The sequence below is a fragment of the Kosakonia sp. Marseille-Q7440 genome (genome assembly GCF_965119485.1).
In genome coordinates this window covers 2630645-2654321 of the sequence record NZ_CBCPLT010000001.1, presented here as the reverse complement: position 1 = coordinate 2654321, position 23677 = coordinate 2630645, and the positions used below count along the sequence as shown (strand labels likewise).

Sequence of the window (23677 nt, the reverse complement as noted above, 5' to 3'; positions counted from 1 at the left end):
AATCAACGGGACTGGGTCTGTTAAAATGCCAAATTTCCTGGCATGATGGCAACCATCTGAACGGAGAGATGCCGGAGCGGCTGAACGGACCGGTCTCGAAAACCGGAGTAGGGGCAACTCTACCGGGGGTTCAAATCCCCCTCTCTCCGCCATTATTCAAGCACTTACCCGCACAGCTTTCAACGATCCAGATCCCAATGAGAAAATCCTTTAAGAAAAAGCGAGCCTGAAAGCTCTCTTTTTGCGGTTCAAAGTCGCGCTCACTTTACCTTTCTGTCGTAAACCAGCACTTGTGATTCAGCCTTCCCGGCACCCCGGCGCTTACCGGAGCGCCAGGATTACTCATACCTGAGCCATGCCACCATCGACGAAAACTTCGCTGCCCGTCATAAAGCTGCTCTCATCGCTTGCCAGGAACAAGGCCACGGCGGCCGTCTCTTCCGGGCGGCCGATGCGGCCAAGGGGAGTTTGTGCGGCCAGGCCAGCGAGCAATGCTTCCGACTCTCCGCTTGTCCCGAACAGGTCCTGCAACCCCGGGGTTTCCGTGCCGCCGGGTGAGAGCACATTGATGCGAATACCGGTTCCCTTCATATCGAGGGCCCAGCTTCTGGCGAAGTTTCTGATTGCCGCCTTCGTTGCGCTGTAGATGCTGAAAGCGGGCGTTCCCATCGAGCCTGTGGTTGATCCGGTCAGGATGATCGAGCCGCCAGAACGCATGAGCGGAAGCGCCTTCTGAACCGTAAATAGCGTGCCCTTCACATTGACGCCGAACATGTGGTCGAAGTCCGCTTCACTGATCTCGCCAAGCGGGGCGAACGTTCCTAAGCCAGCGTTAGCGAACAGGATATCGAGTTGGCCTGCTTCGGCCTTGATCTGCGCGTAGAGATGGTCGAGATCCTCCAGCCTGGAGACATCACATCGGATACCCGTCGCGCCATGACCGATTTTGGCTATTGCCTTGTCGATCTCGGCCTGGCGACGTCCTGCAATATAGACGCGGGCGCCTTCTGCTGCGAAGCGTATGGCGCTTGCAAGGCCGATTCCCGTGCTTCCACCTGTAATCAATGCTGTCTTGCCTGTGAGTCTGGACATAAGCGTCTCCTTAAGTGATTTGTCGGCAGCTGCACTTTAGACGGGAAATTACTTTTGGTATAGTATGCACCTTTTGGTAAGTACCTAAGGAAACCCGATGACACCCTCATTTACATGTGGTCTGGATGCAGCGCTGGCTGTAATCGGCGGTAAGTGGAAGCCTTTGATCCTTTACCACCTGGCGCATGACACCCGGCGCTATGGTGAGCTGAAACGCGTGGTTGCTGGCGTCAGTGACAAAATGCTTATTCAGCAGTTGAAGGAGTTGCAGGCCGATGGCGTGGTTCAGCGCATCGACTACCAGACTATTCCGCCGAAAGTCGAATACTCACTTACCGAATTCGGCGTCAGCCTTGCCGATAGCCTTGCCCCGCTATGCACATGGGGAAGTGCACATATGAGCCGGATTGAGAAGATTATGCTCGGCCGCCAGGAAGCCAAAACATTCGATTGATCCAGCCCGTACCCGAGCCGGAAAGTCCGCTTTGTGCCAGGAGCGGACGCAAAAAGGTGGCAAACCGCTTTTTACTCCGCTGTAAATCGCACACGGTCGCCAAGTAAAATGCAAATGGGTCCATTGAAAATCAGCTTTTCATACAGTGTTAAAAGATTATAATCTTCTTGTAAAATTCAATCTCACACTGACAGTGAAGGTAATCAAATGGCTAAATGTTATTATCCTGGCTGCACATCTCATGCCAGCACTAAGGAACATATTCCTCCAAAGTCGTTTTTTCCTGATTCAAAAAAATTAAACCTTATGACTGTTAAATCATGTAAGGTTCATAATAATGAAAAAACAAAGGATGACATTTACGTACTCGCGAATATTTGTTTAAACACAATTGTTGATGGTGGCAGTGATGCTCAGGAAGTATTTGAGTCCAATGTCAAGCCACAGTTAATGCATAATAACGAATCTCTTCTTAAAAAAGTATTGAAGAATAGTTCAAAAAGGCAAGATGGAATTAATACTTTTGAAGTTGATGTTTTACGCCTCAATTCTTTCTTCGAATGCCTGACTTATGGCGTTATCCAAAAAAAAACAGGACGGGAATTGAATATTGAAAACTATTCCGTTAAACACATTTATCTTAACCTTGAAGAAAGAGATAATGATGGGAATTTGAGCCAAATTCATTTAGCTATGAAGGATTATTGGAAAGATAACCTTCTACATAGCACTGAAATTTCTGAAATTTTAGAGTTTAAAATTGAGCCAAGAAAAGGGTATAGCACAGAAATTTATAGCGTAAGATTCATGGGGGCCGACTTCATGAAAGCTTTTGAATCAGGTGAATTTAATTCCTCTATAACTGTAATACACAAATTCTACGATCATTTTGTAGTCATATCTTTGCTTACTCGTGTCGCATCATTTAGTAAAACACCTATACATATCAGGATGCCTAATTTTTCTGAGGAAAACTAAATCTTTAGGTGGCATGCATAACAGCCTTTCATCTAATAAAGTCTGTTTTGGAACATATCTATCAATAACGTTACCTATTAATATTTCCCCCTGATTTTATGACTAAAAACATTCCAAATATAATAATTGAGGTCGAAATGAATACCCTTAAACTTATCGACTCGTTTAAGAAGGGGTCAGTTTGGATATAGAGAATTATTGTACAGAAAGCCTGATTTTTGAACAGGCGTACCTCTCGCAAAGGGGGGTACTCCCGCGCTATACGCCGTTTTCCGTGAATTTTCCTTAATCGGATAACCTAAATGCGATACAGCAAAAGCGATAGTGGCTGATGCAAAATCAATACCTCACACACCAATACTGGTTAAATAATGCGCTTAACGTACAAAAATTTCCGATATCCAAACTGACCACTTTAAGGGCAATCATGCCGTTTCTGGCTGTAGCACTGATGTCCATCTTTAGAATTTTAGGGCGTGGGGCCGTCCAGTGCCAAATTCCGCTCCTCGCTCAGAGCGGACCTCCAACCCAGTTACCGTGTCCGCTCCCTGCCAGGAGCGGACACGGCCAATACCACTGGATATTAATTAATGGGGGCAGGCCTGTATTACAAACCAAGAATCTGGGATAGCGCTGTTACAGCCGCAGACAATGCCGCAAATGAATTGTACTTAGATTGACGCCGCGCAGTAGCGAAGAAATCATGGAGGTTTACATTAAGTTCGGGATCTTCATATGTGACCATGACAATTTTTTTGCCTAGCTCAACTTTTGCTGTGGCAGATTTAATCCATAAAATTGCAGATAAGACTCCAAAAGTTAATGACACCACATGATGATCCTTAATCCAGCTCATCACAAAAAGTATATCTTCCACTCATCACCTCCTTGATAAAGAACAATAGCATTACTGACAAACAAGAAATCTCTTGTCGCGAGTACCTCGTCGATTTAAACCCTACACTAGTGACTGGCTATTCGAACAGGATACAGCGGTAAGACTGCGAACTTCCGTTTATCGCTCATAGCGGACCCCATGACCTTGCTTTCTGTCCGTACTCTGCCAGAAAGAGACGTTCAGGCTATAGAAAGCGATCAAACTAAACAGGCATGAAGGTCTTCTGGCCAGGTAAGTAGTCCTGTGTTAAGTATGGAATACCGGGAAATGTCCAGATGCTGTCAGGAGCAATTATGAAGGGAAGCTGTCTGTGTAAGAAAATCCAGTATGAATGTGATGAGCTGGAAGGTGCAATAGTCAACTGCCACTGTCACACCTGCAGAAAAGCACACGCCGCCCCGTATGCGCCAACAGCTGGTGTTAAACGCGAAAATTTCAGATGGCTAAAAGGAAGTGAATACCTTAGCTCTTATGCTTCTTCTCCGGATAAACTTCGTCATTTCTGTTCAATCTGCGGCTCTCACCTGATGGCAGAAAGGCCTCATCAAAGCCATGTAATAGTTCGAGTGGCAACACTTGATGAGTCACCTTCTTCTGCGGCAACTGCACATATATGGTGCTCTCATGACGTTCCATGGCTCAATGAAAATCAGGACACACCATATTACGATGAATGGCAGATAAGCCGCTGATGATAACCGATGCTAAATTAACAGCGAGGTCCGCTGTTCGCTCATAGCGGACCTGAATGCCAATAGTAGTGTTCGCTTCGCGCCCGAAGCTTGCGGTCGCCCGCTTTTTAACGTTGGCAATGAACACAATGAACTGGGTTGAGTCAATTTTATGCCAGCCTCAAGTTTTTAGTGCATCTCGTTTCAGAAGTTAATTCACTGAGGCTGACTTCATGTTATAGCGATGCAGCGGCGCGTGCAGCGGTGTCATACAGTGATGAGATGGTGCGCAGCAGTTGCGCTGTTTCACCAATGGACGTCCCCGGAATACCGCTCTCGGCGTGTATTTTAATCAGGCACGTTTCACGCACACTACGATATTTCATACACAGAGCTTTGCCTTCCTCCGTCGTGGAAAAAAAGAGCTCTTTTCCGGCTTTTTCACTCGTCACATAGCCTGCCTTTACCAGTTTTTTCATCGCATAAGTCACCAGGTGAGTGTCTTCCACGTTCAGCACGAAGCAGATATCGGCCAGCTTTTTTTTACGGTCGCGGTGATTCACGTGATGCAGCAGCGATATATCAAACGCGCCCATATCCGGCTCCCCTGCGGCTGTCATACAGCGCACCATCCATTTATTGAATGCGTTACTGGTCATTATCAGCGCGTACTCCAGCTCTGACAGTTCCGCGCAGCTCTCAGAGACCAGATGGCGTGAAGAAACAATTTTGCCATCGGTTATACCGTCTGTCTGGGAAATTGCCTGTTTTTTTGAAGTCATAACGTTCCTTGCGGGAGTGTGACATATGCACATAAATATAAAGTTATCGACAAAATAAGAACATTTTATTGATAAATTGTTTACATGTTTTTTCGCTTCAGATATAGCTTTTGAATGCAGGTTCTGTGGGGCCTGACGCAAAACACAACATCGCTCGCCGCATTGCACCGCTTCGCCCTGATGCGAAGTATTAAAAAAATAGCCGTCGGTGCGCAACGCTCACTTTGGATAGGGGAAATGGTTATGGACAGTTCTGCACTGTTGCCGCTTATCGGGATACCGGTAGTGGTTATTGGTTTTGCTCTGCGCTTCAACCCGCTACTGGTGGTTGTGGTGGCGGGGCTTGCGACGGGTCTGCTGGTGGGCATGGATTTCGGCATATTGCTGGAAACCTTTGGCGAGAAGTTCTTTAACAGTCGCTCACTGGCCACTTTCATTCTGATTTTGCCGGTTATTGGCCTGCTGGAATACTACGGCCTCAAAGAGCGCGCCCAGTCCTGGGTGGCGAAGTTCGCCAGTGCTACCTCTGCGCGTATTCTGATGCTCTATTTCGTGGCCCGTGAGGGAACTGCCGCACTGGGGCTGATGTCCCTTGGAGGCCACGCCCAGACGGTGCGTCCGCTGCTGGCACCGATGGCTGAAGGAGCGGCAATGAATGAATATGGTGAACTGCCGCAGCAAGTTCGTGACAAGATCAAAGCCCATGCCGCCGCATGCGACAATATCGCTGTCTTCTTCGGGGAAGATATCTTTATAGCTTTCGGAGCGGTTCTTCTGATCGATGCTTTCCTGAAAGAGAACGGCATCGAGGGGATCGAACCGCTGCACATTGGCCTGTGGGCTATTCCGACCGCCATTGCGGCATTGATTATTCATATGACGCGCTTGCTGCGTCTGGATGCCAGCATTCGCCGCGACGTGATGGCGTGGAAAGCAGAGCAGGGAACGCCGGAGGCCAAAAAATGATGACCTTAATCACTATCAACCGGGTTTATTACTTGATCGGCTTCGTTGTTATGTTGCTGGTGATTATGACCCTGCGCGATCGCGCTAACCCTAAACGTTTTACCACAGCGCTATTCTGGTTTCTTTTCGGCGGGATCTTCCTGATGGGCGACCTTATGGTACAGGAGCTGGGGGAATCACTGGCGTACCGCATTATTGGGGGGGCCGTTATCGCTATTGCCCTCCTGGCGGGCTTCGGGCTGGTTGGGAAAGGTCACTATAAAATGTCTGACGAGGAGGCACGCGTCGCTTCGTCAGAACGACTGAAAAACTGGCTGTTCCTGCCGGCGCTGATGATCCCCGTGGTGACTGTCATCGCCACGTTGTTCCTGAAAGGTGTTTCGATTGGCAGCGTTTATATTCTTGACCAGAAGCAGCTTACGCTGGCCGCGCTCTGTGTCGCCTGTGTCGCCGCTATCCTGACCGGCTGGTGGCTGACGAAGGGCACGCCACTTCATGCCGTGCGTCAATCCCGTCGCCTTGTGGATACGATTGGCTGGGCGGTGATCCTGCCGCAGATGCTGGCTATGCTGGGCGGCGTTTTTGTCGTTGCCAATACCGGCCAGTCAGTACAAAAGGTGGTAAGCCTGTTTGTTAATCCCGATAACCGCTTCATGCTGGTGGTGATCTACTGCGTGGGGATGGCGCTGTTTACCATCATCATGGGCAACGCCTTTGCGGCTTTCCCGGTACTTAGCGCGGGTATTGCGTTGCCCTTCCTGATCAACGTCCATCACGGCGACCCGGCACCGCTGCTGGCAATCGGTATGTATGCCGGCTACTGCGGTACTCTGATGACGCCAATGGCCGCGAACTTCAATATCGTTCCGGCGGCACTGCTGGAGCTAAAAGATAAATATCAGGTCATAAAGATCCAGATCCCAACCGCGTTAGCCGTGCTGGTGGTGAACGTGTTCTTAATGTATTTCCTCGTGTTTCGCTAAGGAGCTGTTATGGAATTAACGCAACAACAGGCTGATGCTTTTGCCCGGATGCCTTTGACCTATCTGCGCCAGGAATATCCGAATCACATTATGCATCTGCTTAATGATGATGGTGATGTTTTGCCTCCTCGCGAACTGCATCCAATTTTCTACGGCTGCTTTGACTGGCACTCTGCGGTACACGGTTACTGGTTACTGTTGCGCAGCCTGCGTCTTTTCCCCGAGCTGTCGTGTCGTGAAGAGATTATCGCCCTGTTCGAAGAACACCTTACTGAAGAGAAGGTGGCGAAAGAGCTGGCCTATTTTACCGCGCCGATGCGCGCGTCGTTCGAGCGTCCTTATGGCTACGGCTGGCTGCTGGCGCTGGCCCAGGAACTTCAACACTCTTCGCTGCCCCACGCTGCACGCTGGTACCTGACCCTGCAGCCATTAACCCAATATATTCGCGACAGGCTGATGGATTATCTCAGCAAGCTAACCTATCCAATCCGCGTGGGTACGCACTACAACACCGCCTTTGCGCTGACTCTGGGGCTGGATTATGCCCGCATGGTGCAGGATAGCTCGCTGGAGCAATGCATTCTGTCTGCGGCTAATCGGTTTTATCTGGCAGATACGCGTTATCCGGCGCATTTCGAGCCAGGCGGAGATGAGTACATTTCTGGCGCGCTCACCGAGGCCCTGCTGATGAGCAAAGTGGCCGACAATTTTCCGGACTGGTTCGATACGTTTTTACCGGATGTGTGTTCGGTCCCGGCGCTGATGAATCCGGCAGAAGTTAGCGACCGAACCGATCCTAAAATTGCTCATCTCGATGGGTTAAACCTCAGTCGTGCCTGGTGCATGAAGCATATCGCCAGGGCACTGCCGGAAAAACATCCGGTGAAGCAGGCGCTGCGTGATGCCATTGCGCGGCACCTGGATGCAAGCATTGATCATGTGGTAGGAAGCCACTATAGCGGCGGGCACTGGCTGGCGAGTTTTGCGTTGCTGGCATTAGAACCACTACCCGCAGACGACGGATACCGCCACGCTATGCGTTGATGGGGTGTGTCACGATATGTCACGACACAGTAACCAGTACATAACAGGTTTGCTATGCGCAATATGGCGGAGCAATCCTGTCATCATCGTTGTGACTTCCGCTTTTCGCTAAAAGCAGGTATTAAGCTCAGTTAGCTTGTCCGCTGTGTGCCAGAAGCGGACAGTGCTGGCGTTACGTTGTGTGAATAGAAGGGGAACATCTCATTCAACCGTGGGACGGAATACGTTACCGTACCTGACACACCTCTAAAATTTTCTCCCGAAGCCAGCGGTGCCCGGGATCCTTTTCCATTCTTGGATGCCACATCTGCGACACCACAATGTTCCGGGTTTTGAATGGTAATTCAAAGAGATGTAAATTGTCTGTCATTCGTTGGTTGCGCAAGTACAGCGCGGGAACCATGGCGATAAGGTCGGAGGCCAGCGCGACGGATAACGCAGTCGGAAAGCCTGGAACCACGCTCACCACTTTGCGCGTGACGCCTGACGCCGCCAGGGCATCATCGACAAAACCATGTAGCACCCCTTCGGGTGACGCCACCACATGTCCCCAGGCAATATAATCTTCAACGCTTATTTCCGGCCGTGACGCCAGCGGATGCTCCTTGCGCACCGCTCCAATAAAGCGATCCTGAAAGAGCCTCTGCACCCGAATTTCTGGGCCCATATTGCTCTGGACGCCAATCTCCAGGTCAACCAACCCCTCCCGAAGATAACGAGACGTTTTTTCAGGTTTCGGCGCAAAGCGTATGCAAATACCCGGGGCCGCTTCGGCCACGGTGGCAATAAGCAGCGGGCCAAATGCCACGACAAAGCCATCATTGGCCCTGATGGTGAACAGCCGTTCGAGGTTTTCCACCTTGAGCGTCCCGGATGAGGGCTGAAGTACCGCCCTGGCTTCATAGACCGCGCTTCTGGCACGATCCCGGGTTGCTTCAGCCCAGGGGGTGAGCACCATGTTACGACCTGCTCGCACCAGAATGGGATCCCCCGTCACCTCACGTAACCTGCTGAGCGTGCGGCTCATCGCTGAGGTGCTCAGGTTTAAGCGTCGGGCCGCCCCCGCAACGCTGGCTTCTGCCAGCAAAACGTCGAGCGCGACCAGCAAGTTAAAATCAGGGTCGGACATAGTGGTTCCTGGTAAGAGTTCAGATATGGCGTCGAATGCAATTATAGAGTGCAAATGCTGCATCTTCCGCCCTGAGTCGCTGCTGATTATAGTTTTCGCATCCTTCCCTTCACAGGCATTAAAGATGACAACGTTATTTTCAAATCAGCCGGGCGATGAGGGCCTGCCGGGACAAGAGCGTGCACGCGTGATGGCCGCCGTAATGACCACGACGCTGATGGGCGTGTTTGACGGCACGATGATCAACATCGCCCTGCCATCCATGGCAAAAGCGATGCAGGTACCGGCGAATATCTCGGTCTGGTTCGCCAACGGTTACCTGCTCTCCGCCGCCATGACGTTGGCTATCTTCGCTGCGCTGGCAGTACGCGTTGGTTACCGCCCCGTGTTTCTCTCAGGCCTTACCGTATTTACGCTCACTTCACTGGGTTGCGCGCTGGCCAGTACGCCGGAGATGCTCATCGGAATGCGCATTATGCAGGGGATCGGCGGCGCAGCGACCCTGAGTATTGCCCCGGCGATACTGCGTTCTGTTTTCCCCGGGCGATTGCTTGGCCGTATTCTTGGGCTACATGCCTTGCTTATTGCTTCAAGCTCGGCCATAGCGCCTGTACTCGGTGGCACAGTGCTGGACATAATGAGCTGGAAATGGTTATTCGCCATAAACGTGCTCCCTGGCGCCGTTTCCCTGCTGCTGGTATTCAGGTCGCTGCCACCAAAACCGGCGTCCGATAGCACGCCGTTCGATACGCCAGGCGCTGTGCTGTCTGCACTACTTTTAGGCTCAATGGTGATGGCGGCAAACAGCTTCTCCTCAGACCATCACATCAGCGTCGGGGCTATCAGCTGGAGTCTGCTCGCGATGTTCAGCGCCATCACATTTATCTGGCAGATTCGCCGGGCAAAGCATCCTTTATTACCCCCCGTAATGTTCAAAAATGGACGCTTTACCCTTGCGGCTTTAACTTCGCTGGCCTGTTTTGTGAGTCAGGGAATTACCTTTATTGCGCTGCCATTTCTGTTTCAGAGCGTGTATGGCTACAGCCCCGTAATGTCGGCGTTACTTTTTACGCCATGGCCGATCGGCATTGTGTTGATAGCGCCTCATGCGGGCCGGTGGGCCGACACATTTTCAGCGCCGCTGATTTCTACCGTTGGGTTAGCGCTTTTTGTGGTGGGTTTGATTTTGCTGGCCACGCTACCCGCCAGCCCTGCGGCATGGGATATCTGTTTACGTAGCCTATGGTGCGGCATCGGATTTGGTTGTTTCCAGAGCCCTAACAACCGGGAGATGCTCTCTAACGTATCCCGCGACTATGCCAGCTACGCATCAGGCGTATTGTCTATCGTCCGGACGTTCGGTCAATGTCTCGGCGCTGCCGTCATGGGGGTACTGCTGGCAATAAATGAGCTTCAGGCTGTCCATTATGCTCTGTGGATTGCTGTCGTTGCTTCTGCGGCATCAGTGGTGTTAAGCGTGAGCCGGTTACGTAAAACAGGCCTGGCGGCAGGAGGAAGTCGATTCTCGTAACGGACAGAATCTGTAGATCTTACAGCTTTTTCACCAGTGTTTTTAATTGCGTAATTAGCTGCGCGTTGTCTTCCCCGGAGTCACCGGCTACAGGCCAGGTTGACTGACGAATAACCAGTCGTGTAGGCAGCAGTTCACGGATCCTGATTTGCGGGTCGGCCATGAACTGGATAAGCAACTCCACGGCCCGCTTACCGAGTTTGTTGAAATCCTGTGCCACGGTCGTCAGCGGCGGCTGGAAGTAAAGGCTATCTGCCGTATCGTCATAACCCGTGACGGAGACTGCCTGGCTCCCGCTGCGATTGAGCTGCGCCAGTGCGCTCAACACGCCGAGTGCCATCTGATCGTTCGCCACAACGATCGCACTTATCTTCGGGTACTGATGTAACAGTTTGAAAGCATTGTGCCAGCCGCTGGCCGCACTCCAGTCGCCAAAAACCGTCACCGCATTACTTACCCCAAGTCGATGCAACGTCTCACGCCAGCTGCTCAGACGCATGCGCGCTGAAACAGAGCTTTCAGGTCCGGCAAGCAGACCGAAATCCCGGTGCCCCAGTTCCCAGAGATGCCGGATGCAAGCGCTACAACCATCAAGATGGTCAAAACGCACGCAGCAGACATCGGTCTCCGGCGAAATATCCAAAAACAGACAGCAAATATCCGGATTCTCACTCACCAGCTTTTCGGCAACACTGCCTTCCAGCGGCAGATTAATAATTGCACCACGGATATTCTGCGCGCGAAACTCATTCAGCCGTGCCTGAAGTGAGGTGTAATCCACGAGCGCGGGCATCGCAATAGCGACCTCAAGCTGGCGTACGCTGGCGTGACTTTTTATTGCCGCGGCGATTTGTGAGGGCGCATGCAGGGTCAACGACGCGGTAATCAAACCAATCGACGGCGCAGACTTCCCCGCCAGCAATTGCGCCGAACGGTTCGGAACATAGAGCAACGCCTGCATCGCGCTGATAACCTTGTCGCGGGTGCGTTCAGACACAACACCGGGTTTATTCAGTACACGCGAAACCGTCTGCTGCGACACCCCGGCCTTGCGAGCTACATCTTCTAACGTTGCCGTACGGCGTTGCATAAGCCACTCCTTTACATATCCGTAACAATGTCGTCCGCTAACATTTTATGTCTTAAAGACGACAAAATAACATCATTTCCGTGGTATTTCGTGATCGTGTATGAGTTTCACTTTCGCCAGTGTTGTGACTTTAAACAAAATATCTGATAACTCACCCATCTTGTCTGGCGAACGACATTCTCATTTATCAGGCGAATATACCCATGCTTTATCACGATCCCCGGACGTCTCCGGGCCACCTGTTTTATGACGTGCTGGCGCGAGAGGAGTGGCAAAACCCGACAGGCTGCTACTCACTGACGTTCAGCGTGGAGGAAAACTGGCGGGCTGGTGGCCAGGCGCAGATTATCTTCGATGGCGATAACTCTCTGGCCGGGGCGAAAGCGCGAAACCAACATAAAAGCGGCTTTAATAATGACGCGTATCACAGGATGGAATATAGACAATGAAACTCTCTGAACTCGCGCCAAGAGAACGGCATAACTTCATCTACTTTATGCTGTTCTTTTTCTTCTACTACTTCATTATGTCGGCCTACTTTCCCTTTTTCCCGGTCTGGCTGGCGGAAGTTAATCATTTAACCAAAACAGAAACGGGGATCGTTTTCTCCTCAATCTCGCTGTTCGCGATTATATTTCAGCCGGTATTTGGCCTGATATCTGACAAACTGGGGTTACGCAAACATCTGCTGTGGACCATTACGATCTTGCTGATCTTGTTTGCGCCGTTCTTTATTTTTGTGCTGTCGCCGTTATTGCAGTTGAATATCTTCGCCGGTGCGCTAGCGGGCGGTATTTATCTGGGAGTTGTCTTCTCCAGCGGTTCCGGGGCGGTAGAGGCCTATATTGAACGCGTCAGCCGTGCGAACCGTTTTGAATACGGAAAAGTGCGCGTTTCCGGCTGTATTGGCTGGGCACTGTGCGCGTCCATCACCGGTATTTTGTTTGGCATCGATCCCAATATCACCTTCTGGATTGCCTCAGGTTTTGCGCTGGTGCTGGCAGTACTGCTGTGGATGTCACGTCCGGAAGGGAGCAACAGTGAGCTGGTAATCGACGCGCTGGGAGCCAACCGTAAGGCCTTCTCGATGCGCACCGCCGCGGAACTATTACGCATGCCACGCTTCTGGGGATTTATTGTCTACGTAGTTGGCGTCGCCAGCGTATATGACGTATTTGATCAACAGTTTGCCAACTTCTTTAAAGGCTTTTTCTCCAGTCCGCAACAAGGAACAGAAGTATTCGGCTTCGTCACCACGGGAGGGGAATTACTTAACGCGACGATTATGTTCTTTGCTCCTGCCATCGTGAACCGGATTGGCGCGAAAAACGCGCTGATCACTGCCGGTATTATTATGTCAGCGCGTATTCTGGGTTCTTCTTTTGCCTCTTCAGCTATCGAAGTGGTGATCTTAAAAATGCTGCATATGTTTGAACTTCCGTTCTTGCTGGTGGGCACCTTCAAATACATATCATCCGCCTTTAACCCGAAACTCTCGGCAACGCTGTTCCTGATTGGTTTTAACTTATCGAAACAGCTTTCAGGTGTTGTACTCTCTGCATGGGTCGGAAGGATGTATGACACCGTCGGCTTCCACCAGGCTTATCTCATTCTGGGCAGCATTACGCTGAGCTTTACCATCGTCTCCCTCTTTACCCTGAAAGGGAGTAAAACGCTGCTCCAGGCTCCCGGGTATAACAGCGCAGCCTGATAATAAAAGCCCGCTCTAAAGCGGGCTTTATAGGTTATAGCCTTTGATGTAATGGCTGTGCTTCACCAGGAGAAATATAAGCAAAATCAGGATTTTTGCGCTTTATCATGATGTTAAAGCCAGGCACGTCTGCATAGAAGTGCAGGGAGGCTGTAAAGTCCGTTACGGTCAGTTCTGGAACCATTCGGTTCCAGAAGGGTTCATTCTTATCAATCAACTTTCTTATCCTTTATTAACAGACCCAGCATCCGGCAGACCTTCTGAATCCTGCGCGTGCATGCTTATTCCATTTTCGGCTTTGCTAATACCATATATTTATAAATGATTTTGTAATCATTTTATTTATCAATGATTTAATAAGTTTCTGGCGCTGCAAACGGTTCGAGCATCGCCGCGGTTATGCCTTAAAAGTATCAATATTGTTGATATATCTTTAATTCATATTTTCTGACGATATGATGTCGGAGAACTCTGAATAGTGAGAACGTTTCTTATTAACAATCCCCGACGAAAAAAGGAAAACGAGATTATGGACGATTTCGCAGTTCGTAGCGCAGGGGGCAAGCTCGCGCTATGGGTCTTCTGGATTTTCTGCCTCTATTTTTGCTGGTCTCTGGCGAGTAATCTCTGGCTTGCCGGCCCTGTTGATATTGCATCAGGCTTCGCCAGCGGCGCGGCGCGATCTGTCGAAAGCGGGTTAAATACGGTGTCTGGCATCGTTGCATTAAGTGCGGTAGGTGCGATACTGGGCGCCATTGCCTGGTATACACGTCCACGTGATATGCAAGCGTGACGTCAGGGCTTCACCGTTTTCACAGGATGATGCATGTCTCTTTTCGACTGGCAGCAGCGCTTTGACAGCTGGATGACGCAGCACTTTACCCACGCCGATGCCGCTCACGATCTCGCGCACTTTCGCCGCGTATGGCAAACAGCGCAAACCTTGATGGAAGGCGAAGAGGCTGACGCGCTGGTGGTGCTCACCGCCTGCTACTTCCACGATATTGTTAGCTTTGCCAAAAACCATCCGCTGCGTCATACCTCTTCGCAGCGGGCGGCGGAAAAAGCCGCCGCGATCCTTGCTACCGACTTTCCTGACTTTCCCGAATCCGCCATCCCTGCGGTGCGCCACGCCATTGAAGCGCACAGCTTCAGCGCCGCTATTACCCCGCAAACCCTTGAAGCAAAAATCGTGCAGGATGCTGACCGCCTCGAGTCGCTTGGCGCGATTGGTCTGGCGCGGGTATTCGCCGTCTCCGGCAGCATGGGGGGCGCACTGTTTGACGGCGACGATCCATTTGCTGCCCGCCGCGAACTCGACGATAAACGTTTTGCCCTCGATCACTTTCGCTGCAAGCTGCTAAAACTGCCTGCCACCATGCAGACCGCCAAAGGCCGCGCGCTGGCCGGGCATAACGCCGATTTCCTGGTACACTTTATGGCTAAACTGAGCGCCGAATTGCAGGGCGACTTTCAGCGTCTTGATGACGAGGTGCTGCGCCGCTACAGCGCGCGCCCATCCTGAGGAGAGGGAACGATGGTAGATGTGCATGACAAAGCGACGCGCAGCAAGAATATGCGCGCCATCGCCACGCGCGATACCGCCATTGAAAAACGGCTGGCGGGCTGCCTGGAGGCGCTGGGGCTGGAGTTTCGCGTGCAGGACGCCACATTACCCGGACGCCCCGATTTTATCGTTGATGCTTACCGCTGCGTTATCTTCACCCACGGCTGTTTCTGGCACCATCACAACTGCTATCTGTTTAAAGTCCCCGCCACGCGCACCGATTTCTGGTTAGAGAAGATTGGCAAAAACGTGGCGCGCGACGCCCGCGACTGCGCTTTGCTGCTGGAGCAGGGCTGGCGGGTCATGGTGGTGTGGGAGTGCGCGCTGCGTGGCAAACTGAAACTGAGCGACGACGCGCTCAGCGTTCGCCTGGAGGAGTGGATCTGCGAGGGGCAACAGACCGCACAGATCGACACTCAGGGAATTCATGGCGCGTTTTAATTTGCCATAGCCAAAATAAGATCCCTGGTAAATAAGGATGAGCGCGACTCTGAATTCTAATAAGTAAATTAAAATAACCTGTCTCATTTGATTAATTACTGCCGTGAAAAGGCAACGCTCTCATCTTGCTTATAAGCATTAAAGCCCATCGCTGCTTAATTATCGGATTGAATCAAATCCGTGTTTTGTTGTGTGGCGCGCACGCCATCTGACTCGCTTTTATTAAAACCAACACATGTTGTATTTACTGATGATCAACAGGGGCTTTGTCGTCTGAATAAGGCGACGCCCCAATGGATTGAAATAGATCACTCTTTTTATTGTGGAGGTTTTATGTCATCTCACAAGGTTTTATCTAAAACAGTTCATATTCTATTTACTGATGATGAAAAGGCGTCTTTTTCGTCTGCGGCTGAAGAGGCTCAAGATGGTGAGGCGTTATTCTGTGAGGAGATGATTGAGGTTGCGATAGATATTCCACCGCGAGATCTCCCTGGAGCGAGTAGCGAGCGCTTATCGCGGCAAACAGAAGAGGCACAACACCTGAAAGCGAGCCTTCTTGAGGCCCTGGGCCGCAAGATGCCGCACCTCAGCGAATATCGACATCAGGAATATAACAGGTTTAAGCCTGATGCGGCCGCCATTCGCCGGGTACAGGAAAATCTACTGGCCGTGCAGGGTAAAATTGTGCCGGATACGCTTCTCGCCCCCGCTCACCATTTTCTGAACACCCTGTTATTGCTCCAGCAAAGTGACCATCCCGCCGCAAATGAAATAGATCATTACGCCTTCGATTTAATGCACGCGATCTCCGATGCGCTGGATGCCATCACCGCCGCCGAAAAAGTCGAGCATCTTGACTGGGACGCGCACATTGGCGCAGCGGCGGATGAGTATCGACATAAATTGATCGCTGCACTCCCACAGGAACTAAACCAGTCTCAACAGGCTGAGGATTTACTTCTGTCCGCAAGCAATGCGTTGAGCGTAGAGTCTCAGCGATTCGCTCAGCTGAAACAGTCGCTTACGGCTGAAACCCGGCTGGCCCGTCAGCGTCTGGCTGAATGCCTGCAACAGCAGGCCGACGTCATACTGGATAACGCCCGTGATGCGCGGCAATTTGCGATGAGAATGTTACTCAGGCAAGCGGATCGCGCTGCGCTGGGGAGTGCTGAGCAATTTGCAGACTGGATGCAGGAGTATCAGGTCTTCGCGTGGCCTATGTCCGGGGCAAATGGCACCAGTGAGCATGAGCCCGATGATAGCCGGCTGGGTCGCCAGATTCTGCACATTGGCAACATGCTTGGAAGCCTTGCTGCGAGGCTGAAGCAGGTAAAAGAGCGTGTCGCGCCTGACGATGAGAAAAAAGAGGCAGATAAGCTATGGCATCGTGCCGGGTGCCGGGTCAGAAATCTCACCCAACCCGCAAAGCGGGCCGGCTCTGGCGGGCGCAAGACCCCTACCAGAGTGAGCGCAAGAGAAAAGGACGTGCGTCAGCCAACCTACAGCGACGCTGTCAACCGCGCGGTAAGAGATAGCGCATTGCTTCTGCTTGACGCCATTCAACAGACAGAACGGCGAATTAAACAGATACCTGCCGCCGCAGGGAGAGTAGCAGAGGCGGTTGAGCAGTATCTGCAAATGACTGAATCTCGCCCAGGTGATGAGGCGTTGTCGGCGCTCAATCATCTGCTCACACAAGAGGTGGAGGCGGAGGCAACGCGCTGGCACTCCGTCGCAAATCATGCGCAGCAGCAGCTGGAAGCGCTTATTTATCCCCTGACTAAACGCCCAGCCGATGAGTGGGCAGAGTTATTCCAGAGCGCTCTATGTGAAGCGCTTCGCGATGCGCGCAGAAGAGAAGAGATAGAAAAACTCGATCAAACACTCCGTCAAACCGCTGAAGGGTTAAGCCAGCTGGCACTGCAAATGCAGAACGCAGTTGTTCGCCTGGCGAGACTCGGTCACAGCGGCAGGGTTGAACTTAATAACCACATCACACAATGGTTAGTGGCGTTAAAGCAGATGAAAGCCGGGGTCAAAAAGAGTGCTACTGATATAACTGGCCGCTTGCCGGGCAGTTTCTACCACAGTGGGATGCTGGTACGCGGCATAAGCGACTGGGCGGCAGAGTTGCGTCAGGAGTACTTACGTGATGCCCACCCGCAGGAAAAAGCTGAAGCAGCCATCTTATTTGACCGAATGTTGCTGGAGGTCATTACCGATAGCCGCATTCATTTTGCAAAAAAATCCGATCCGCAGGCTGAAGGTTTCCTCAGCCGATTAAAACTCGCGCTTCAGCTTGCTACAGAAAAGTCCACAGTTTACCCATCCACGCCGGAGGCGATATTAGCCGGAGCGCGAAGCCTGCCGCAGGATCTCCAGCGCTGGGCTGAGAGCAAGTTAATCAGTGGCGCACTGTCCGCAGTACTCAGAGAAGGTTTTAGTCTGGCAACCGGGCCATCTTCTCTACCCGTGCGAGTCGTGCTAAGGGAAGCACAAACCGGGATAAATAGTTCCCGCCGCGATCGCTTTATCAATAAAGCGTTATCGAAAGTTGCGTTTCGTTTAACGATGACGCTGTCTCCCACAGGAGATATGAGCGTCGCGGGAACGCATCTTAATAAACCGCAGGGTGAGAGAACAAAACAGCTCCTTGCGTTGCCGCAGGCGCTGGCCTGGACGGCAGGGTTTGTCGGAACACATGATGGGATTAATGCTGCAGTCAGGAGTTGCATTGAGCAGGCGCTGACGCGGGAAGTCGCGAAGTTTATGCATGAATCGACCATACAAGCCGAAGTTGCGCCAAAAATAACGGCACGATCCGCAGAAGTGGAGATAAATGCACCGCCACGACGGGCGAAACGCGCTGCCGGGTATCCTCAGGAACCCTCCGCGAAAGGTTTTTATCCTGCGCCCGGAGGGGAAACGGCAACTGATTTACAGCATGAGAATGAAGGAAAAGAGACATCACCTTCCGCAGATCAAGGGATGCCGATAAGGATTCACCGCGATGCGGGAACTATGAAGGAAATCAAAGACGAGCCGGGTAATAAAGGTGCAACGGCTGCTTTGTTATCGGATGTCAGGGGTTGGAACGTACGGGGCGCTTCTAATCTTCCCCTCACTGGCGTGCCCCGTGAGGGCGGTGTTTACCGGGAGAATAATGGGCATTCATATATTTATCTTGCCGGTCGCTTCTGGCCCTGTAAGGAATTAAGTACGGATTTATACGGGGTGTTTGTTACCGCGTGGGGTAAGAAAAAGGTCGTGATTATCAGTGATGTTGATGGTCATTGGGATTACGCGGATCAGACAGAAGTAGAAGAATTTAACGCCTTTTTAGATATCCAAAAAAGCATTACAGGATCTAAGCTCGAATCTGCAGCGAAAAAAAGGATTTAGGAGTGTTTTACTGCGGGTAATTTTATATCCTGGAATGACTTAATCAATAAAATAATCACTCTTATCAACGATGAGTTTCACAAGCTCTATTTGCATCCGGAAAATGAAAACCTTATCACAATAATGATGCTCAGAAAGATGATCCTCGATACTCAGAGTGTAGCGAATAAAAATATTAATGGTAGTTCATACGAGAGTGCGAATTTATTCTGGGATCATCTGCTCCTGTCTCACTATTGGGAGGCGTTTAATGTTGATATTACCGATGTCAGTATATTAGCCACCGCACGTTATGCGCGTATCCTGGCTGATGATGCGCAGGTTAAATTTAATAACCTTAATAAAAATTTTTTTGACAAAGAAAAGAAACGACTGGCGAAAATTAAAGCTAATATCGCTGATCTTAAAGATAAAATATGGGATGAGGAGGTTAATCCTAAAGAATATCTTAGCGCCTCTCTTGCTATGGGCTTCTATGTAAGATATAGCCGGGATTATACAACCGAGTTGAAGAAAAAAGAGGGTGAAAAAAACGTTGTACAATCCATAGTTAACAGAATGCAGAAAAAAATAGATGCCTACAAACAACTTATTCAGTCGTATAAGGAGAAATACCAGCGATATGAGGAGGGAATGGCGCTTGGCGATAAAACTTTTACCCAACGCCTTAAATTGCAGCACGATAAAGCAGGTATTATTACCGCTGCAAAAGAAGCTGTAGCCGAGCTGGCATTGAAGGAGGTGAAACTCCGGCAAAACCCTCTCTTCGGTGGTGGAGAATGGGAACACAAACAGGTTGAAACGCTTCGTATCGCCAGAGCAACCGTAAGAACCATATTGGTGCAACAACAAACATATGTCGAACTGGCGGAAATTCTGACGACAATAAATATTACCATACCCGCCGCTGAGGAGACTTATGCTGATATTTTTTGGGCGAACAAAGTTACTGATGATATATACCCGAAAATCTTTGTTGGAGAAGAAAATGCTGCAGCACGCGATCTTCTTCCCGCTATGTTGCACTGGTTGCAGAAGAATAATAAGAGTGTTTCACAGCTAAAAAATCTTCGTGCGCAGGACGTCATTGATACTTATGCAAAAAGCCGTCACGAATTAAATCCCTTAATGATTGAAAAAGATATTCCAGATGGATATATCTCCTTGTCTGAAATGTTGGGTAGAGAATATTTTTCGAGTAAATGGTATTACAATCAGCAATTTATTGAATACAAAAATAAATATAGCAGTTATGAAGCAAGCGAGCGGGTCAAGGAGTTGCTGATTGTTTCAGGTCTTACGGTCGATGAAATTACAGCAACTGTGAAAAAAAGCATCCGGCTTGATGTCAGGAAGAAAAATAACGTCAAAAATATCCATGCCGGAGAGCTTTTGTTTGTTCAGCTTGAAAGCAATGGTTGGGTCTTTTTCTCCCTTTTTCCAAATGCAACGTTTAGCCGACGCTTCACTGATGGGCAAATGCAAAGCAACCCGTGGCTGAAAACCATTGCCAATCTTGAACCAAGGAAAGTTCATAGTCATGGGCTGGAGAGTGTATTTACCGAGGACTTTTTTAAAAATCAGTTTGGTCACGCAAATGAAAAAATTTATTGGGATGGCACGCGACGTGCCGCGAAAGAAAAAGAGGAGTTCATCAATAATATCCTTTATAAGAAAGAGGGTGAAACGGAATACCCTAATCCTTTTGAACACGCTCACTTTGGCGGTACGGAGTACAATGTTTATAAACATGAGAAGCAATTAGATAATAGTCTTGTCGTTACGCTGAACATCAGTATGAAAAGTTCTCTTGACCGTTCGGCTAATAAACTTAAATCCGATCTTTATAAGCCATCCGCGCTACATCGTATTGCGTGTATTTTTATCCCGTTTTATTCCGATATATATGGTTCTCTGACTGATAAGGAGTATCAACCCGATGGTTTTGCCCTCATTGCCGATATTTTTGCGGTGGTGTGTGTTGCCGCACAGGTAGGTACAAAAATCGGCGCGCTGGTAAATAATGCGAAGGGCATCGCAACTATCGCTCGAGAAGGGGTAGCAAGAGGGTTAACAGGTAAAGGATTATATAAATATATGGTTCGTGAAATGGGAGAGCAGGGGATTATCAACGCTATTGAATTGGGGAAAATAAGCGCCAACGCGATATTTGATTTAGTTGATGCATTAATGCTACGCGATCTATCTAATTATATAATGTCTAAAATTCGCGCTGACATGATCTTTCACAATATTGTTCCTGGCAAATCTGCCGCTCTGGAAGTGGGTAAAGAGTTTATTCGTATGGATGTGGCGTTGAAGGATATGCATAAGCAGACTTTGCGTGGCGGTGAGGTTTATGTAAGCATCTCTCCGAAAACCAGACTGCGCGTTTATTATATAGAGACTGCAAGCGGCGTCTCTGAAGTGCGTTGGAGCCATACAACTAAAGCATGGCGTACTGTTGATCCTAAGGATCCAGCAAATCCCGGGCAGATTATGCATCCTGTAAAGAGCAAATGGGTCGTTGCCCCTGTTGCTAAAGGCCCCGCAATTCAACCTGAGATGGGTATACAGCGGTTGCGTAATGACTTACCAGACAAAAAAATCCCCTTTAATACCCAGCATGCAAAAGAAACCGAAGGGGTGGATGCGCAGGCCTTACTTGACGAGCTTTACAGACGCAATTCCACCATATTCGCGATGACAAATCCTGCAGAGCGAAGCAAATATTTAATGGCTCCAGTAAGCAAGTTCATGATCGATAAAGGTTTCGAAAACATCCGCTATCGCGGGATGGCCGTTTTTGTAGATTCTGTGGATAAAATGCCAGTGAATCATTTTGTTATTATCGGTACTAAAAATAACCGCGACTATGTTTTTGATCTCACGGCTGGAACGTTCTCAAGGAAATATGATGAGTTTGATGGCCCTGTTATTCTTCCGGAAGAGTTGTGGGCGCAAAAATATGCAAATATCAACGGTGTTAGCCTGATTAAATACGCTGATTATAAATCGCGTGTAAAAGCAGATGAGATATTTGGGACATACAGCGATTATACCCATCATGGGCCTCAAGCTATTATTCCCAATGCGAAAATACTCAGGCGCCCTGAATGGTATTATCCCGATTCGTTAGCGGCGGATTGGGTAACAGGTAAAAGTGCTGATGCAGTGAAAACTACGGTGCCCGGGGCCGCGGCAGGAAATGAGATCATGTTATCGGTGCGCCGTAGCAAGTGGCAAACAGTCACCACTGAAGATGCAGCGGATTACGCCGTGGATGTGCTCGAAAATAGTGAATTACTAAATAAAGAAACGGCGAACCTACTACGCCAGAGCATGAAGAGTGTCGAGGAAGGAGGGAGAGCGATTACCGAAGCCACGGACTTACTCGAAACACCGCGGCTAATTACCTCCCGGCAAGAGCTGCTGTGCGTGGAGAAAGGGGAAATGCTGTTCTTCTTCAGGGCGAATGCAACTTCTACTCACCCCTTTCACGTTATGGTCAGCGTCGGTAACGGGCGTTTTGTGGGCATAAATAACAGCACTCTTGATGCGGCGCTTACCAACGACCCCCGCATTCTGCTGGCAGAGCAACTCGGTGACTTTACAGGCGCTCAGGTCAAACGTAATGCAGACGGAGAAAAAGTGCAGATCTTTACGGCCAGGCCGAGAGGACTTCTCCTCGCGGAAAAACCGGGTTTACGCGACTTAGCCAGCGCTCTTCCTGCTGACACGGACAGCGTCAGCGGTTTGACCGATTTACTGGCGCAGTCCGGTAAATTGTCGCCCGAACAGGCTCAGGGATTAGCGCGAGCGCTTCAGCCAGTGATTAACAACCCCGCACCTGTTTATGGCCAAATAGGCCCCATAGAGGATGTGCTCACTTCACCCGTGCGTATTAAAAATGAGGCGGAAATGCTGGCTGTGCCGGAGGGGCACCTTGTTACCTTTATGCGCATGGGTAAATCAAATGCCGGCCATGTGATGTACAGCCTCGGCAAGGGGGAGTTTGTGATCATTAATCCTGCAAAGCTTGATGCTTCATTAGCCGATAAAAGTACCATTATTCACGCCGGGGATATCCCTTCCGAAGTATTGCGTTACAACGTTATTTCTGCTGGTGAAATTTCCCTGAAAAAAATGCGTGTGTCGGCGTTACTGGGAGAGGGGGGAGCGTTTTCTGTAGAAGGTAGCACGTTATCAATTAAAGCCATGGGCGGGCCTGGTGCGGTTAATAGTATGGATGCGCAGGAGCTGGCAGATACTATCCTCGGTTTAGCAAGAAGCGAAAATTTTGCCGTTGATTTATCCCGGATAAGTGAAATTAAATTTTATAGTCACTTTGGTGCGTTTGGCACGCTACCTGTCGGTAAGGCGCTGGCCTGGCTCCTGAATAAAAAGGTGACGGCTTATCCGGTATTTTATGGCTCTAAATTGCAGGGCAAAGAGGCATTCCTGTCGGAGGCAAAGACTTTTTTACCCCAGGATTTATCTGCAGATGAACTCGCTTTACTGGCTCGCCAGCAAAGACGTAGCCATGAATTTTGGCAACATACACGCTCACTGTTTGGCGACAAAAGTGCAACGGAAAGCGTGGAGATGAGCAGTGAACTTAAAGAGCTTTTACTTAAAGTGGCTGATTATATCCGTGGCAAAATTTCAATAGATGATTTTTTGAATGGTATGCCTAACTTTACCAATGGATTGATGATTATGAAGGTGGGTCTGAACCTTCTTTATAATCATGAAGAGACCGATTTTGACGGCTACGTTTCGCTGAGTTGTGATGTATTAGGCGCAAGCCGCTTCGGTGTGGAGTTGATAATACAATTTTTTGAAAAGTAGCGCGCTGGCGGGATTACGGGCTGGTCGTTGTGAATACAGGAAGTATTACTCTCTTTTACCAGGGTAATACTTCCTTTTTTTATG

Annotated in this window: 19 protein-coding genes, 1 tRNA gene and 1 pseudogene; 15 read left to right on the top strand and 6 right to left on the bottom strand. The window is 49.8% G+C overall.

Going from position 1 to position 23677, the window contains the following annotated elements; translation table 11 throughout:
- Window positions 1–62: 62 nt before the first annotated feature.
- Window positions 63–152, top strand: a tRNA-Ser gene (locus ACWPW2_RS12435).
- 190 nt (window positions 153–342) lie between these two features.
- Here ACWPW2_RS12435 and ACWPW2_RS12430 read toward each other — a convergent pair.
- The gene (locus ACWPW2_RS12430) at window positions 343–1092 is read right to left on the bottom strand and encodes an SDR family NAD(P)-dependent oxidoreductase (RefSeq protein WP_454123265.1); all 750 of its coding nucleotides are present in this window, start codon (window positions 1090–1092) and stop codon (window positions 343–345) included.
- Between the two features lie 97 nt (window positions 1093–1189).
- Here ACWPW2_RS12430 and ACWPW2_RS12425 point away from each other — a divergent pair, with 97 nt between their 5' ends.
- On the top strand, window positions 1190–1546 hold the full coding sequence (locus tag ACWPW2_RS12425; protein WP_454123264.1) for a winged helix-turn-helix transcriptional regulator: 357 nt from the start codon (window positions 1190–1192) through the stop codon (window positions 1544–1546).
- 207 nt (window positions 1547–1753) lie between these two features.
- Window positions 1754–2524 carry a hypothetical protein gene (locus tag ACWPW2_RS12420; protein WP_454123263.1) on the top strand — a complete coding sequence of 257 codons (771 nt, stop codon included), beginning with the start codon at window positions 1754–1756 and terminating at the stop codon, window positions 2522–2524.
- A gap of 607 nt (window positions 2525–3131) precedes the next feature.
- Here the strand turns inward: ACWPW2_RS12420 and ACWPW2_RS12415 are convergent.
- The gene (locus ACWPW2_RS12415) at window positions 3132–3401 is read right to left on the bottom strand and encodes a hypothetical protein (protein ID WP_454123261.1); all 270 of its coding nucleotides are present in this window, start codon (window positions 3399–3401) and stop codon (window positions 3132–3134) included.
- A 314-nt stretch (window positions 3402–3715) separates the two neighbouring features.
- On the opposite strand from ACWPW2_RS12415, the gene ACWPW2_RS12410 reads away from it, so the two are divergent.
- The gene (locus ACWPW2_RS12410) at window positions 3716–4114 is read left to right on the top strand and encodes a GFA family protein (RefSeq protein ID WP_454123259.1); all 399 of its coding nucleotides are present in this window, start codon (window positions 3716–3718) and stop codon (window positions 4112–4114) included.
- A 215-nt stretch (window positions 4115–4329) separates the two neighbouring features.
- On the opposite strand, the gene ACWPW2_RS12405 is transcribed toward ACWPW2_RS12410, so the two are convergent.
- Window positions 4330–4875, bottom strand: coding sequence for a winged helix DNA-binding protein (locus ACWPW2_RS12405; RefSeq protein WP_023479169.1), 546 nt, complete (start codon window positions 4873–4875; stop codon window positions 4330–4332).
- 243 nt (window positions 4876–5118) lie between these two features.
- On the opposite strand from ACWPW2_RS12405, the gene ACWPW2_RS12400 reads away from it, so the two are divergent.
- The 3 genes from ACWPW2_RS12400 to ACWPW2_RS12390 are packed head-to-tail and all read left to right on the top strand — an operon-like array spanning window position 5119 to window position 7868.
- Complete coding sequence (locus ACWPW2_RS12400; RefSeq protein WP_454123257.1) at window positions 5119–5841, top strand: DUF969 domain-containing protein; 723 nt, start codon at window positions 5119–5121, stop codon at window positions 5839–5841.
- Entirely contained in the window at window positions 5838–6824 is a 987-nt protein-coding gene (locus ACWPW2_RS12395; protein WP_454123255.1) for a DUF979 domain-containing protein, read from the top strand. The genes ACWPW2_RS12400 and ACWPW2_RS12395 overlap by 4 nt, the downstream gene beginning before the upstream one ends.
- A gap of 9 nt (window positions 6825–6833) precedes the next feature.
- The gene (locus tag ACWPW2_RS12390) at window positions 6834–7868 is read left to right on the top strand and encodes a DUF2891 domain-containing protein (RefSeq protein WP_454123253.1); all 1035 of its coding nucleotides are present in this window, start codon (window positions 6834–6836) and stop codon (window positions 7866–7868) included.
- Between the two features lie 226 nt (window positions 7869–8094).
- Here ACWPW2_RS12390 and ACWPW2_RS12385 read toward each other — a convergent pair whose 3' ends face one another.
- Entirely contained in the window at window positions 8095–8997 is a 903-nt protein-coding gene (locus ACWPW2_RS12385; RefSeq protein ID WP_454123251.1) for a LysR family transcriptional regulator, read from the bottom strand.
- A 124-nt stretch (window positions 8998–9121) separates the two neighbouring features.
- On the opposite strand from ACWPW2_RS12385, the gene ACWPW2_RS12380 reads away from it, so the two are divergent.
- Entirely contained in the window at window positions 9122–10528 is a 1407-nt protein-coding gene (locus ACWPW2_RS12380; RefSeq protein WP_454123250.1) for an MFS transporter, read from the top strand.
- A gap of 19 nt (window positions 10529–10547) precedes the next feature.
- On the opposite strand, the gene ACWPW2_RS12375 is transcribed toward ACWPW2_RS12380, so the two are convergent.
- Window positions 10548–11618: a LacI family DNA-binding transcriptional regulator gene (locus ACWPW2_RS12375; protein WP_023479146.1), complete on the bottom strand. Its 1071-nt coding sequence runs from the start codon at window positions 11616–11618 to the stop codon at window positions 10548–10550.
- Window positions 11619–11821: 203 nt separating this feature from the next.
- On the opposite strand from ACWPW2_RS12375, the gene ACWPW2_RS12370 reads away from it, so the two are divergent.
- Window positions 11822–12067, top strand: coding sequence for a hypothetical protein (locus tag ACWPW2_RS12370; RefSeq protein ID WP_454123673.1), 246 nt, complete (start codon window positions 11822–11824; stop codon window positions 12065–12067).
- Window positions 12064–13329: an oligosaccharide MFS transporter gene (locus ACWPW2_RS12365; RefSeq protein WP_454123247.1), complete on the top strand. Its 1266-nt coding sequence runs from the start codon at window positions 12064–12066 to the stop codon at window positions 13327–13329. The genes ACWPW2_RS12370 and ACWPW2_RS12365 overlap by 4 nt, the downstream gene beginning before the upstream one ends.
- Window positions 13330–13384: 55 nt before the next feature.
- On the opposite strand, the pseudogene ACWPW2_RS12360 reads toward ACWPW2_RS12365, so the two are convergent.
- Window positions 13385–13513, bottom strand: a pseudogene (locus tag ACWPW2_RS12360) (VOC family protein); the annotation flags it as partial.
- Window positions 13514–13858: 345 nt separating this feature from the next.
- On the opposite strand from ACWPW2_RS12360, the gene drpB reads away from it, so the two are divergent.
- The 5 genes from drpB to ACWPW2_RS12335 all read left to right on the top strand — a co-directional run bounded on the left by drpB (window position 13859) and on the right by ACWPW2_RS12335 (window position 23593).
- Window positions 13859–14122, top strand: coding sequence for a cell division protein DrpB (gene drpB / locus ACWPW2_RS12355; RefSeq protein WP_023479203.1), 264 nt, complete (start codon window positions 13859–13861; stop codon window positions 14120–14122).
- A gap of 33 nt (window positions 14123–14155) precedes the next feature.
- Window positions 14156–14854 (top strand): phosphohydrolase, encoded by a 699-nt coding sequence (locus tag ACWPW2_RS12350; RefSeq protein ID WP_454123245.1) that lies wholly within the window; start codon window positions 14156–14158, stop codon window positions 14852–14854.
- A gap of 12 nt (window positions 14855–14866) precedes the next feature.
- The gene (locus ACWPW2_RS12345; protein ID WP_454123243.1) at window positions 14867–15337 is read left to right on the top strand and encodes a very short patch repair endonuclease; all 471 of its coding nucleotides are present in this window, start codon (window positions 14867–14869) and stop codon (window positions 15335–15337) included.
- Between the two features lie 333 nt (window positions 15338–15670).
- Entirely contained in the window at window positions 15671–18742 is a 3072-nt protein-coding gene (locus ACWPW2_RS12340) for a hypothetical protein (protein ID WP_454123241.1), read from the top strand.
- Between the two features lie 138 nt (window positions 18743–18880).
- Window positions 18881–23593, top strand: a complete 4713-nt coding sequence (locus ACWPW2_RS12335; RefSeq protein ID WP_454123239.1) for a hypothetical protein — start codon at window positions 18881–18883, stop codon at window positions 23591–23593.
- Window positions 23594–23677 lie beyond the last annotated feature (84 nt).

What these genes read in the sequence shown, in the direction of transcription:
- ACWPW2_RS12430 (WP_454123265.1), bottom strand. Translation starts at nt 1,092, where the DNA reads ATGTCCAGACTCACAGGCAAGACAGCATTGATTACAGGTGGAAGCACG.
- ACWPW2_RS12425 (WP_454123264.1), top strand. Translation starts at nt 1,190, where the DNA reads ATGACACCCTCATTTACATGTGGTCTGGATGCAGCGCTGGCTGTAATC.
- ACWPW2_RS12420 (WP_454123263.1), top strand. Translation starts at nt 1,754, where the DNA reads ATGGCTAAATGTTATTATCCTGGCTGCACATCTCATGCCAGCACTAAG.
- ACWPW2_RS12410 (WP_454123259.1), top strand. Translation starts at nt 3,716, where the DNA reads ATGAAGGGAAGCTGTCTGTGTAAGAAAATCCAGTATGAATGTGATGAG.
- ACWPW2_RS12405 (WP_023479169.1), bottom strand. Translation starts at nt 4,875, where the DNA reads ATGACTTCAAAAAAACAGGCAATTTCCCAGACAGACGGTATAACCGAT.
- ACWPW2_RS12400 (WP_454123257.1), top strand. Translation starts at nt 5,119, where the DNA reads ATGGACAGTTCTGCACTGTTGCCGCTTATCGGGATACCGGTAGTGGTT.
- ACWPW2_RS12395 (WP_454123255.1), top strand. Translation starts at nt 5,838, where the DNA reads ATGATGACCTTAATCACTATCAACCGGGTTTATTACTTGATCGGCTTC.
- ACWPW2_RS12390 (WP_454123253.1), top strand. Translation starts at nt 6,834, where the DNA reads ATGGAATTAACGCAACAACAGGCTGATGCTTTTGCCCGGATGCCTTTG.
- ACWPW2_RS12385 (WP_454123251.1), bottom strand. Translation starts at nt 8,997, where the DNA reads ATGTCCGACCCTGATTTTAACTTGCTGGTCGCGCTCGACGTTTTGCTG.
- ACWPW2_RS12380 (WP_454123250.1), top strand. Translation starts at nt 9,122, where the DNA reads ATGACAACGTTATTTTCAAATCAGCCGGGCGATGAGGGCCTGCCGGGA.
- ACWPW2_RS12375 (WP_023479146.1), bottom strand. Translation starts at nt 11,618, where the DNA reads ATGCAACGCCGTACGGCAACGTTAGAAGATGTAGCTCGCAAGGCCGGG.
- ACWPW2_RS12370 (WP_454123673.1), top strand. Translation starts at nt 11,822, where the DNA reads ATGCTTTATCACGATCCCCGGACGTCTCCGGGCCACCTGTTTTATGAC.
- ACWPW2_RS12365 (WP_454123247.1), top strand. Translation starts at nt 12,064, where the DNA reads ATGAAACTCTCTGAACTCGCGCCAAGAGAACGGCATAACTTCATCTAC.
- drpB (WP_023479203.1), top strand. Translation starts at nt 13,859, where the DNA reads ATGGACGATTTCGCAGTTCGTAGCGCAGGGGGCAAGCTCGCGCTATGG.
- ACWPW2_RS12350 (WP_454123245.1), top strand. Translation starts at nt 14,156, where the DNA reads ATGTCTCTTTTCGACTGGCAGCAGCGCTTTGACAGCTGGATGACGCAG.
- ACWPW2_RS12345 (WP_454123243.1), top strand. Translation starts at nt 14,867, where the DNA reads ATGGTAGATGTGCATGACAAAGCGACGCGCAGCAAGAATATGCGCGCC.
- ACWPW2_RS12340 (WP_454123241.1), top strand. Translation starts at nt 15,671, where the DNA reads ATGTCATCTCACAAGGTTTTATCTAAAACAGTTCATATTCTATTTACT.
- ACWPW2_RS12335 (WP_454123239.1), top strand. Translation starts at nt 18,881, where the DNA reads ATGATCCTCGATACTCAGAGTGTAGCGAATAAAAATATTAATGGTAGT.